Genomic DNA, 12,682 nt, shown 5'->3' with positions numbered 1-12,682 from the left:
CGTTATTTTCGCATTGTGACTTCTAAGCCCGATAAACATTCCATGTTTGCATAGGTTTTACTCAGCTGGTTCTATCATGGCTAGCTGCATCAAATCAGCCTGTACACCACCTGTTGTCATCGCGATACCTGCGATTATAAGCATAAGAAGATATTTACCGCCAATGATACACATACCAAGTGTTGTAATTACTCTGCCTAACATAATTGACCTCGCTTAATTGGTTATTTTTGAAATCTTAGTTTTTGTTCTTGCGGGTTCAATTGTACCTAATTGCTTGGAAGCAAAATTGATAATGATCAGTTTTCTGTTCAGCTTTTGGTCAGGTCATTGAGGAAGTGGTGTAATTTCGATCTTGGTCAATAATTTACAATTGGTTGCAAAATAAACGTGCCAGAATCAAAACTAAGAAAAGTAAGAAAAAACAAGCTTTGAGTAAAAAACAGGCTGTCGGTGAGGTAATACTTAGAATAGTGCTTTCGATTTTTTTTCAATCCGCTAAATTACTCACAACATAATGGTGAAAGGTGTGCCTATCTGGGCTGAAATATGCTATATTCTCGCACCTTGCACGTATGGTACTAGACGTTATAGATATCGCCTTAAATTGGCTCTCAGCCCGTTTTAGCGCTAACTATGCCGTTTGGTATACGTATACGACAGAAATTACCTGAGGGATATTGGCTCCATGAGCGATCTTGCAAAAGAGATCACGCCCGTAAACATTGAAGAGGAGCTGAAAGGCTCATATCTCGACTACGCGATGTCAGTTATCGTAGGTCGTGCTCTTCCTGATGTGCGTGATGGCCTTAAGCCGGTACACCGTCGCGTTTTATTCGCGATGAACGTGCTGGGCAATGACTGGAATAAAGCATATAAAAAATCTGCCCGTGTGGTCGGTGACGTAATCGGTAAATATCACCCGCACGGTGATAGCGCGGTTTACGATACGATCGTACGTATGGCGCAACCTTTCTCTCTACGCTACATGCTGGTAGATGGTCAGGGTAACTTCGGTTCGATTGACGGTGACTCCGCCGCTGCAATGCGTTATACCGAAGTGCGTATGTCCAAGATCGCCCATGAATTGTTGGCGGATCTTGACAAAGAGACGGTAGATTACGTTCCTAACTACGATGGTACCGAGCAGATCCCTGCGGTACTGCCAACTAGGGTCCCGAACTTGCTGGTTAACGGCTCATCGGGTATCGCGGTTGGTATGGCGACGAATATTCCGCCTCATAACCTTGGTGAGGTCATTGATGGCTGCTTGGCTTATATCAATGACGAGAGCCTCACCATTGATCAGCTGATGGAGTATATCCCAGGTCCGGATTTCCCGACTGCAGCGATGATCAGTGGTCGTAAAGGTATTGTTGACGCCTATAAGACAGGCCGTGGCAAGATCTACCTGCGCTCGAAAGCGAATATCGAAGTTGAGAAGAATGGTAAAGAAACCATTATTGTCACCGAGATCCCTTACCAGGTTAACAAAGCTCGCCTGATCGAAAAGATCGCCGAGCTGGTTAAAGACAAGAAGATTGAAGGTATCAGTGCCCTGCGTGATGAGTCTGACAAAGACGGTATGCGCATTGTTATCGAATGTAAGCGTGACGCTGTGGGCGAAGTGGTTCTTAATAACCTCTACGCGCAAACTCAGCTGCAAACCACATTCGGTATCAACATGGTGGCACTGGACAACGGCCAGCCGAAGACATTCAACCTGAAAGACATGTTGAAGTGCTTCGTCAACCACCGCCGTGAAGTGGTGACTCGCCGTACTATCTATGAGCTACGCAAAGCCCGTGAACGTGCTCACCTCCTTGAAGGTTTGGCGCTGGCACTGGCCAACATCGATGAGATCATCGAGTTGATCAAAAACGCGACAACACCAGCCGAAGCGAAAGCCGGCCTTGTTGCGCGTGGTTGGGAACTTGGTAATGTTGCTGCAATGCTTGAGCGCGCAGGGACCGATGCCGCTCGTCCAGAATGGCTGGAAGAGCAGTACGGTATCCGTGATGGTCAGTACTACCTGACTGATCAGCAAGCACAAGCAATTCTTGACCTTCGTCTACACAAGTTGACCGGTCTAGAGCACGAGAAGATCCTTGGTGAATACAAGACACTACTTGAAGAAATTGCAGAGCTGCTGCATATCCTTGGTAGTTCTGAACGCCTGATGGAAGTGATCCGCGAAGAGCTAGAAGCGGTGAAAGAGCAGTTCAACGATGTACGTCGTACTGAAATCACTGCTGCTAGCCACGATATCGACTTGGAAGATCTGATCAACCAAGAAGATGTTGTTGTGACTCTTTCTCACGAAGGTTACGTGAAATACCAGGTTCTGAGCGATTACGAAGCACAGCGTCGTGGTGGTAAAGGTAAGGCTGCAACGCGTATGAAGGATGAAGACTTCATCGAGCGTCTGCTGGTGGCCAATACCCACGATACTATCCTGTGTTTCTCAAGCCGTGGCCGCATGTACTGGCTGAAAGTGTACCAGTTGCCGCTGGCTAGCCGTACTGCCCGTGGCAAGCCGATTGTGAATATCCTTCCGCTGGAAGAAGGCGAGCGCATTACCGCTATCCTGCCGGTGAAAGAATACGAACAAGACAAGTTTGTCTTCATGGCGACAGCCGATGGTACTGTTAAGAAGACGCCGCTGACTGACTTCAGCCGTCCTCGTAGCGCAGGTATCATTGCGGTGAACCTACGTGACGGTGACTCGTTGATCGGTGTTGATATCACCGAAGGTAGCGATGACATCATGCTGTTCTCGAAAGCGGGTAAAGTTGTTCGCTTCTCGGAAGAGCAGGTGCGTGGCATGGGCCGAACAGCTGCCGGTGTTCGTGGTATCAAGCTGGCTGAGAGTGACAAGGTTGTGTCCTTGATTGTTCCTCACAACGATGGCGATGTGCTGACAGTAACCGAAAATGGTTACGGTAAGCGTACAGAGCTTGAGGAATACCCAGCGAAGAGCCGTGCGACCCAAGGTGTTGTGTCGATCAAGGTTTCTGACCGTAACGGTAGCGTAGTCGGTGCTGTTCAGGTTGAAGACGGCGATGAGTTCATGATGATCACCAACGGTGGTACGCTGGTTCGTACCCGTGTGGCTGAAGTGAGCCGTGTCGGCCGTAACACTCAAGGTGTTACCTTGATCCGTACTGCTGAAGGCGAACTGGTTGTAGGTTTGCAGCGTATCGATGAGCCTGCTGAAGAGGATCTTATCGAAGACGCAGAGTTGGTTGAAGGTGAAACGGCTGCAGAGGGCGAAACGCCAGCTGCTGACACACCAGTAGATGACTCTTCTGAGCAAGAGTAACTAGCCAGTTAGTTAATCTGATAAAAGCGCAGCCAGTAGGCTGCGTTTTTTTATGCCTGAAGATAATGGCGAAGACAAAGTGGCAGTATTTTCTTATCGCCTCTTTTCAGCAACGTCATAAAGGTGTAAAAAAGATTTGAGTCACACTTTATAACCACAACCTTATGTTTTTCCAGCAGGAGCAAGTCTTTCACCATGGACAACGTTTTTAATTTTTGCGCCGGACCAGCGATGATCCCGGCAGACGTACTGAAAAAGGCCCAACAGGAACTCATTAACTGGAATGAGTTAGGCACGTCGGTGATGGAGATCAGTCACCGTAGCAAGGAGTTCATCGCCGTTGCCAAACAGTCCGAACAAGATTTGCGAGACCTGCTTTCGATTCCCGATAACTACCATGTACTGTTTTGCCACGGTGGAGCCCGTGCCCAGTTTGCAGCTGTACCGATGAACCTGCTTGGGAATGCGACTTCGGCGGATTATATGGATGGTGGTTATTGGGCCCAAAGTGCTGCTCAGGAAGCCTCGAAGTACTGCCAGCCAAATGTTGTCGATATCACCTGTGAGCGTGATGGCAAAATAGCGATTTTGCCAGCTGCCGAGTGGCCGCTATCTGATGATGCCGCATTTGTGCATTTTTGCCCGAATGAAACTATCGATGGGCTTGAAATCCGTGATCTCCCCGTTACCGATAAGCCGATTGTTGCGGATCTGTCTTCAACGATCCTTTCTCGCCCGATCGACGTTTCGAAATACGGTGTGATTTATGCCGGTGCGCAGAAAAATATCGGCCCTGCCGGCCTGACCATTGTCATTGTTCGTGATGACTTACTGGGCAAAGCCCAGTCTATTCTGCCTAGTATTCTAGATTACAGCGTACAGGTAGACAAAGAGTCGATGTTCAATACCCCACCAACGTTCGCTTGGTATCTTGCCGGTGAAGTGTTCAAGTGGCTCAAGGAGCTGGGGGGTGTTGAAGCAATGGAGCAGCGCAATGTGGCTAAAGCAAATGTGCTGTATGATTATATCGATCAGTCAGAGTTCTACCGTAACGATGTCCACACGGATAACCGCTCTTTGATGAATGTCCCTTTCCAGCTCAAAAACCCTGAACTTGACGGGCTGTTCTTGGAGCAAGCCGATGCAGCTGGCTTGAAAGCGCTCAAAGGCCACCGTGCCGTCGGTGGTATGCGTGCATCGATTTACAATGCGATGCCGCTTGAAGGCGTGCAAGCACTGGTCGATTTTATGAAGAGATTCGAGCTCGAAAATGCCTAAGCGGTTAGGAAGGCTCACAGCTGCTAACTAAAATGAAAAAGCCGCTTTCATGAAGCGGCTTTTTTACATCAGTCGTTTGAAAATTTCTTTATCACAAATGTTGTGACTGGTCGGGATATAACAGCCTCTCGGTTTCGAACCCCGCTTGTTTAGCAATGGCAATATAGCGGTCGATCTGTGCCTCATCCAAGACTGGCTCTCTGGCGAGTAGCCATAGATAATCGGTGTTATAACCACTGACGAGGGCTACCGAATAGTCTGGCTCAAGAAAGAACACCACATAACTGCTGTAGAAGGGGCCGAAAAAAGAGACCTTGAGGTGAGCTTTGTCGTCTTCACCGACAAACACAGCCCGACCATCGGCTTGTTGCCACTCTTGCTCGTCGACATCAAATCCGCGGTTGATGACTTTGATTGAACCATCCGTATTGAGGTGATAAGTAGCACTGACATTGCTAAGGCCACGCTCAAAACTATGGTCGAGTCGGGCAATTTCGTACCAGGAGCCAAGGTACTTGTCGACACTGAAGGGAGAGACTGGCTTGACCGATTGGGGCATACCTGTACAGCCCGTCAATACTATTGTACTTAATAAGGTATACAGCCATGTAACTACACTGTGGGGTTGCCACTTTTTCATCATTGTCATCATTCCTTGAGTCGTCGAGTTAGCTGAAAACAACTGTCGTTTTGAAGTGGGTATTATTATCCTTAGCAGCAAATTCCCACCCCACCTTTTCACATATGCGCTCTACGATGACAAGGCCACAGCCGTAGCCGGCATTGAAGGTTTCATTGCCATCATGGCGGTTAACAATAGTGAGCTTATTACCTGAGAGCTGGATTGCTATATCGCCAATACTGTAACTGAAAGCATTTTTAATCAAATTGTTCATGACGATATTGATGAAGCTTTCAGGTGCCGAAATGGAGCTTGGTGACACGATCTTTAACACATAGCTCGCATCTTGCTTGGCAAAGATCGGGGCCATGACATCGAGCTGCTGGCGGAGGTTTTGCTCAAGCTGATAAGTCCCGAAATGATGTTGGTCAATGCTCTCTTTGCCAAGCAGCAGAAAGGCTTCAGTTAACTCCCGCATTTCTGCACTGGCTTTTTGTAAGCGATTGATGGCCTTGACAGCCACTGGTGGCTGGTTAGGCACTTTTCCCAGCAGCTCAGTTGAGCCCTGAATCACCATGATTGGTGTTCTGAGCTCATGAGAGGCAAAGCGGCTAAATTCGTGCTCACGCTGAAAAAAGCGTGCAATGTTAACCTTGCTCTCATGCAGCGCCTGCTCTATCTCCCGGGTTTCTTTGTAATCTGTTTCGACCATGAATTCTGGTTGATCTGGTGGCATATTACGGATTTTGTGTTCGATGGTTTCGAGCGGTCGAGAGACACTCTTGACGAAATACCAACTGTAGATCAGCACAGCGAGCGAGACTAGCCCTCCCAGGGTAAATGTCATGAAGTGCAGGCGAGCCTCATAATCATCGAGATAATCATCCGCATCATCTTGGAACACGATATAGAAGAGCCCTTCACCGGATGGGTGCTCGGTCACGATAAAATGTTTGTCTTCTTTGCCCAACAGGTGTTCATAAAACCCTGGCTTTTGATAATTATTAAGCCATGAGGGCGGGGTTTCTTTACTCCAGTAACTATAAAACTCTTTTTCGTTGGGGAGCTGGGCTTGATCACCAAAACGTTGATAGTCACGGCTATAGCGGCTGGCCTCGGTATCCAACCAGTGGTGAAGGCTGATGATCTCTAATTCATTTTCGGCTAAATAGATCACTGACCAGAATAAGGTAAACATGATCAATGTTGGAATGCCAAAGCTCCAGCGAATTTTGCGGTAAATGCTGGGATAGGATTTAGGCTTTAAGTCGGTATCCTTGGCCATGGATAGTCTCTAGTCGTGTTTCTACAAAGTCTTTATCGAGGGCACTTCTCAGCCCATAGACATGGCTGCGCAACGCATCGCTTCCTGGTGCATCTTCTCCCCAGACGGTATCGATGACTTCTTGCCTGGATACGATAGCTGGAGCCCGTTGCATCAAAATCGATAGGATCTTGAGTTGGATTCGACTCAGTTTGATAGGCTTGTCATCTCGTATAACCTCACCGGTTGCCTGATTGATTGTGATATCAGCAAAGCAGAGTAAACCGATATCCTTGCGTCCCCCTCGACAGGCAAGTGCTTGTAACCTAAGGCATAGCTCCTCCATGGCAAAAGGTTTGATGAGATAATCGTCCCCTCCAGCCTGAAAAGCGGCAATTTTATCTTCAAGGCTGTCTTTCGCGGTTAAAAAGAGAATAGGGGTGTCACACATTACTTCTTCACGTATTTTCTTCACGGCAGAAATTCCATCAACCTTGGGCATCATTATATCCATGATAATGACATCATAGTGATGTTCCTTGATCAGTTGAATCGCACTTAGGCCATGGTAGGCACAATCTATGGTATGGCCTTCTAACTCAAGGTAATCAGCCAGAGTTTCAGCCACATGATGGTTATCTTCGACTATCAGTACTTTCATATGGCAGCTATTTTTTTCTCATTCAGGTTTTCTTCACGGTTGCTTCACGGAGCCAGCTATAAGATAGCGCCGGTTTTCAATTAAGCACAATTAATCATAGGAAAATTATGAAAAAAATGGCACTAGCTTCTCTAGTCGCAATGGCATTAGTTGGCTGTGGTGGCGGTTCAGGTTCGGGTAACTCTGCTGCGGAAGCCAAAACTGGCCGCCTCGACGGTCAGGTTGCCAACATTTCGCACAGCAACAAGACCTTAACCGTGAACGGGTATGCGCTTCGCGGTGATGGTGAGCCGGTGATGTACCGCGATGGTGTGGCACTGCCTTTCGAACAGCTGGTCAACGGTATGCGCGTCCAGGTCGATGCTGATAATAATCAGATCGAAACAATGAAGGTGGATCCTTCTCTGACCGGTGTTGTTACCGCGGTTAACGGTGATGAGTTTACGGTCAACGGTATCACGATGACTTTTGCCGACCTGTCCGGGATCCAAGTTGATGATTGGGTAATGGTGACCACCTACCCATTGGCTGACGGCTCGGTGGAAGTGGTGGCAGTTCAGAAAGTGCCTGCACTTGGTTTTGTTGAAATTGAAGGTCCAGTATCGCAGCTCGATAATTACACCTTTAAAATTGGCACGGTGATTGTTGATTACAGCAATGCCGATGTGGATGATCGCGAAGAGTTAGCTAATGGCGCGTGGGTCGAAGTTTATGGTGCATATAATACCGACACCAAGACCTTGCTCGCTACTGAGGTGGATGTTGAAGATGACAATGACTACGACGATACCGAAATCGAAGGTGTTATTTCTTGGGTCAATAATAGTCTGACCCAGATTGAGCTTAACGGTCGCCTGCGCATTGAAGTGAATGATGGAACCGAGTTCGACGATGGTCGCCGTGAAGATTTGGCATCTGGTCGTTGGGTGGAAGTTGAGATGGCCCATCGTTCAGGGCGTTTGATCGCAACTGAAATCGAATTTGAGGACGATGGGGATATCGTATCGGGTAAAGAGTTTCAGGTCGTTGGCGAAGCCAAATACCAAGCAGGAGTGTTCACGATCAATGGCATTGAAATTGAAATTAATGGTCAGACCGAATTTGATGATGGCTTGAACCACAATAACCTCGATACTAGCTGGGTTGAGGTTGAAGGTCGCTTTGTCTCTGATCGCTTCGTGGCGATCGAAATTGAACGCGAAGATCGCTTCGAGGACGACATTGAACTCGAAGGGCCTGTAAAAGGCGGCACAATCTGGGGCTATGCGGCCGCAGACAGCTCATTGGGCAAATACGAAGGACGTTGGGTCGATCTTGATTGCGACTTTGACGGTACCTATTTATCTAACTGTGATGATTAAGCCTCATCCTAATTAGCATGACAAAAGCGCCGGTAGGCGCTTTTTTGTTGGGAGCAAGAAAGGCAAGATAAAGCCCACGCATTCAGTACTAGCGAACTGAGGCATTATTGGTTAATCTGCAAGGACTGCGACCAAACAGGATTAATGAAATAACAGATGGAAAGTTTAACGTTACAGCCGATCAGTAAGATTAATGGCACCGTAAATTTGCCTGGTTCCAAAAGTGTCTCGAACCGAGCTTTGCTATTGGCAGCGTTAGCAAGCGGTAAGACCCGACTGACTAACCTTCTTGATAGTGATGACATCCGTCATATGCTAACAGCCCTGACCAAGCTGGGAGTAAACTATCAACTGTCTGACGACAAAACCGTGTGTGAAGTTACTGGCCTTGGCGGTGCGTTCAAGCCAGCCGCGGCAATGGAACTCTTTTTAGGTAATGCCGGTACTGCAATGCGCCCATTGGCTGCGGCACTTTGCTTGGGAGATGGCGAATTTATCTTAACAGGCGAGCCGCGGATGAAAGAGCGCCCAATCGGCCATTTGGTTGATGCCTTGCGTACTGCTGGCGCTGATATTACCTATCTGGAAAATGACAACTACCCACCGCTGAAAATCAAAGGTACGGGCCTTAAAGGCGGAGAAGTCGAAATCGACGGTTCAATTTCCAGCCAGTTCTTGACCGCTTTTTTGATGTCAGCCCCCTTGGCCTCGGCAGATACGGTAATTCGCATCAAAGGTGAGCTGGTTTCGAAACCTTATATCGATATTACTTTGCACATCATGGCTCAATTTGGCGTCGAGGTGGAAAATCACGACTACCATGAGTTTGTCGTTAAAGGTGACCAGAGCTACCAGGCACCGGGAGACTTTTTGGTGGAAGGCGATGCCTCATCGGCCTCTTACTTTTTGGCGGCGGCTGCTATTAAGGGCGGCGCAGTGAAAGTCACCGGTATTGGTAAGAGGAGTATCCAGGGCGATGTACAGTTTGCTGACGCGCTTGCTGCGATGGGCGCTGAAATTGAGTGGGGCGATGACTATGTGATTGCCCGTCGTGGTGAACTGAAAGCGGTTGATCTGGACTTTAATCATATTCCAGATGCGGCAATGACTATCGCCACCGCGGCTTTGTTTGCCGAAGGTACAACGTCAATTCGTAATGTCTATAACTGGCGCGTGAAGGAAACGGATCGTTTGGCGGCGATGGCAACCGAGTTGCGTAAAGTGGGTGCCGAAGTGGTTGAAGGCGAAGATTTTATTACCATTACACCGCCAGCACATCTGACTCATGCCGCGATTGATACCTATGACGATCACCGCATAGCAATGTGCTTTTCGCTGGTGGCCTTGAGTGATACTCCGGTGACGATTAATGATCCCAAGTGTACCTCCAAAACCTTCCCGGATTACTTTGACAAGTTGGCAATGTTGAGCAACTAATTGTTTAAATTATCAATATATAAAGAAAACCCGCTGACTGGCGGGTTTTTGCTTTTTCCGGATGAGTATTTGGCCTTTAGCCCGATTACTGATTGGTATCACAACTTTTTTCTCGTATAATATGCCCCCGTTTGAGAGTGGTAATAAGTATCGGTATGTCAGGATGGCGTGGCGATGGGTATTACTGTTTTGATTTAAACAAGTTTGGAGATTACCTATGTCTACTCACGCACCAGTGATTACTGTCGATGGACCAAGCGGCGCCGGAAAAGGCACGCTGTGCATGCTGTTGGCAGAAAAGCTGGGCTGGAAGTTATTGGACTCTGGCGCCATTTACCGCGTGCTGGCCCTTGCGGCGCTGCACCATGGTGTTGACCTTGAGTCTGAAGACGCACTTGTCCCTTTGGCTGCCCATTTGGATGTGCAGTTCGTGGCTGAAGGCGAGTTGGTAAAGGTGATCCTTGAAGGGGAAGACGTGTCGGATGAGCTTCGTAAAGAAGAAACCGGTATGGCAGCCTCTAAGGTGGCAGCACTGCCGCGTGTTCGTGAAGCGTTGCTTCGCCGCCAGCGAGCCTTCAGTGAGGCTCCGGGTTTGGTGGCGGATGGTCGCGATATGGGCACCGTTGTGTTTCCTCAGGCAGAAGTCAAGTTCTTTCTCGATGCCAGTGCTGAAGAACGTGCGAATCGTCGCATGAAGCAGTTGCAACAGAAAGGGTTAGATGTTAACTTTGACCACCTTTTGAAAGAAATTCAGGAACGTGACTATCGAGATCGCAACCGTGCGGTCGCGCCGTTACGTCCCGCGGCTGATGCTTTGGTGCTAGACTCTACAGAGATGTCTATTGACCAAGTCATTGAACTTGCATTAGCCCATATTGAAACGAAATTGTCAGCCGAATAATTCGGCAGATGGCGTCGGTGTCACGGATGATAACTGACTTTACTACCAACCCCATGAGGTAGGATACCCATGGTTGTTAATCACATTGAAGATTAAATAATGACTGAATCTTTTGCTCTACTTTTTGAAGAGTCTCTAAACGAACTAGAAACACGTCCAGGCGCGATCGTTAAAGGTACTGTTGTAGCTATCGAAAACGGTTACGTACTAGTTGACGCAGGCCTTAAGTCTGAGTCTTCTATCCCTGCTGAAGAATTCAAGAACGCTGCTGGCGAACTTGAAATCGAAGTTGGTGCTGAAGTTGACGTTGCACTAGATGCAGTAGAAGACGGCTTCGGTGAGACTAAGCTATCTCGTGAGAAAGCTAAGCGCCACGAAGCTTGGATTGTTCTTGAGAAAGCTTACGAAGACGCTGAAACTGTTGTTGGTATCATCAACGGTAAAGTTAAAGGCGGCTTCACAGTTGAACTTAACGGCATCCGTGCGTTCCTACCTGGTTCTCTTGTAGACGTACGTCCAGTTCGTGACACTGCTCACCTAGAAAACAAAGAGCTAGAGTTCAAAGTAATCAAGCTAGACCAGAAGCGTAACAACGTAGTTGTTTCTCGTCGCGCAGTTATCGAATCTGAAAACAGCGTTGAACGTGATGAGCTTCTTGCTTCTCTACAAGAAGGCATGGAAGTTAAAGGTATCGTTAAGAACCTTACTGACTACGGTGCGTTCGTTGACCTTGGCGGTGTTGATGGTCTACTACACATCACTGACATGGCTTGGAAGCGCGTTAAGCACCCATCTGAAATCGTTAATGTTGGCGACGAGATCAACGTTAAAGTTCTTAAGTTCGACCGTGAGCGTACTCGCGTATCACTAGGTCTTAAGCAGCTAGGCGAAGATCCATGGGTAGCTATCGCTAAGCGTTACCCAGAAGGCACTAAGCTTTCTGGCCGCGTAACTAACCTAACTGACTACGGCTGCTTCGTTGAAATCGAAGAAGGCGTTGAAGGTCTTGTACACGTTTCTGAGATGGATTGGACTAACAAGAACATCCACCCATCTAAAGTTGTTAACGTGGGCGACGAAGTTGAAGTTATGGTTCTTGATATCGACGAAGAACGTCGTCGTATCAGCCTAGGTCTTAAGCAGTGTAAAGCTAACCCATGGCAGTCATTCGCAGAAATGCAAGCTAAGGGCGATCGCGTAACTGGTAAGATCAAGTCTATCACTGACTTCGGTATCTTCATCGGTCTTGAAGGCGGCATCGACGGTCTAGTTCACCTATCTGACATTTCTTGGAATGTTGCTGGTGAAGACGCAGTTCGTGACTTCAAGAAAGGCGACGAGATCTCTGCTGTTGTTCTAGCGGTTGACGCTGAGCGTGAGCGCATCTCTCTAGGTGTTAAGCAGATCGAAGAAGACCCGTTCAACGGCTACGTTGCTGTTAACAAGAAAGGCGCACTAGTAACTGGTACAGTTACTGCAGTTGATGCTAAAGGCGCAACTGTTGAGCTAATCGAAGGTGTTGAAGGTTACCTACGTGCTTCTGAAGCATCTGTTGACCGTGTTGAAGACGCAACTCTAGTTCTTTCTGTAGGCGATTCTGTTGAAGCTAAATTCACAGGCGTTGACCGTAAGAACCGCGTAATCAACCTATCTGTACGCGCTAAAGACGTTGCTGAAGAGCAAGAAGCTATGGCTAACCTGAACAAGCAAGATGATGCTTCTTTCGGTAGCGCAATGGCTGACGCTTTCAAAGCGGCTAAAGGCGAATAATTGAGCGAGGGGGGATCACTTTTCCTCCCAAGCGGTTATACTATTGAGAAACATACTAAAAACGGA

At 47.9% G+C, this 12,682-nt stretch carries 10 protein-coding genes; 6 read left to right on the top strand and 4 right to left on the bottom strand.

The window, feature by feature from the left end; genetic code table 11:
- Positions 1–57 precede the first annotated feature (57 nt).
- Positions 58–204, bottom strand: coding sequence for a hypothetical protein (locus tag ACVA58_RS06865; RefSeq protein ID WP_446509692.1), 147 nt, complete (start codon positions 202–204; stop codon positions 58–60).
- A 484-nt stretch (positions 205–688) separates the two neighbouring features.
- On the opposite strand from ACVA58_RS06865, the gene gyrA reads away from it, so the two are divergent.
- Both gyrA and serC read left to right on the top strand, forming a co-directional pair.
- Positions 689–3,322, top strand: coding sequence for a DNA topoisomerase (ATP-hydrolyzing) subunit A (gene gyrA, locus ACVA58_RS06860; RefSeq protein WP_446509691.1), 2,634 nt, complete (start codon positions 689–691; stop codon positions 3,320–3,322).
- Between the two features lie 195 nt (positions 3,323–3,517).
- Complete coding sequence (gene serC, locus ACVA58_RS06855) at positions 3,518–4,600, top strand: 3-phosphoserine/phosphohydroxythreonine transaminase (RefSeq protein WP_446509690.1); 1,083 nt, start codon at positions 3,518–3,520, stop codon at positions 4,598–4,600.
- 91 nt (positions 4,601–4,691) lie between these two features.
- On the opposite strand, the gene ACVA58_RS06850 is transcribed toward serC, so the two are convergent.
- The 3 genes from ACVA58_RS06850 to ACVA58_RS06840 are packed head-to-tail and all read right to left on the bottom strand — an operon-like array spanning position 4,692 to position 7,147.
- On the bottom strand, positions 4,692–5,243 hold the full coding sequence (locus ACVA58_RS06850) for a lipocalin family protein (protein WP_446509689.1): 552 nt from the start codon (positions 5,241–5,243) through the stop codon (positions 4,692–4,694).
- 25 nt (positions 5,244–5,268) lie between these two features.
- The gene (locus ACVA58_RS06845; RefSeq protein ID WP_446509688.1) at positions 5,269–6,507 is read right to left on the bottom strand and encodes a sensor histidine kinase; all 1,239 of its coding nucleotides are present in this window, start codon (positions 6,505–6,507) and stop codon (positions 5,269–5,271) included.
- Complete coding sequence (locus ACVA58_RS06840) at positions 6,479–7,147, bottom strand: response regulator transcription factor (RefSeq protein WP_446509687.1); 669 nt, start codon at positions 7,145–7,147, stop codon at positions 6,479–6,481. The genes ACVA58_RS06845 and ACVA58_RS06840 overlap by 29 nt, the downstream gene beginning before the upstream one ends.
- Before the next feature lie 107 nt (positions 7,148–7,254).
- Between ACVA58_RS06840 and ACVA58_RS06835 the strand changes: the two genes are divergently transcribed.
- From ACVA58_RS06835 to rpsA, 4 genes are all read left to right on the top strand, one after another.
- Positions 7,255–8,508, top strand: a complete 1,254-nt coding sequence (locus ACVA58_RS06835) for a DUF5666 domain-containing protein (protein ID WP_446509686.1) — start codon at positions 7,255–7,257, stop codon at positions 8,506–8,508.
- A gap of 156 nt (positions 8,509–8,664) precedes the next feature.
- On the top strand, positions 8,665–9,945 hold the full coding sequence (gene aroA, locus ACVA58_RS06830; protein WP_446509685.1) for a 3-phosphoshikimate 1-carboxyvinyltransferase: 1,281 nt from the start codon (positions 8,665–8,667) through the stop codon (positions 9,943–9,945).
- 217 nt (positions 9,946–10,162) lie between these two features.
- A complete protein-coding gene (gene cmk, locus ACVA58_RS06825) occupies positions 10,163–10,846 on the top strand; it encodes a (d)CMP kinase (protein ID WP_446509684.1) in 684 nt (227 codons plus the stop codon).
- A gap of 99 nt (positions 10,847–10,945) precedes the next feature.
- Complete coding sequence (gene rpsA / locus ACVA58_RS06820) at positions 10,946–12,616, top strand: 30S ribosomal protein S1 (protein ID WP_107349509.1); 1,671 nt, start codon at positions 10,946–10,948, stop codon at positions 12,614–12,616.
- Positions 12,617–12,682: the final 66 nt, after the last annotated feature.

This window comes from Photobacterium sp. DNB22_13_2 (genome assembly GCF_052873915.1).
Note: the sequence above shows the minus strand (reverse complement) of the source record. Positions and strands in the feature narration are given on the sequence as shown.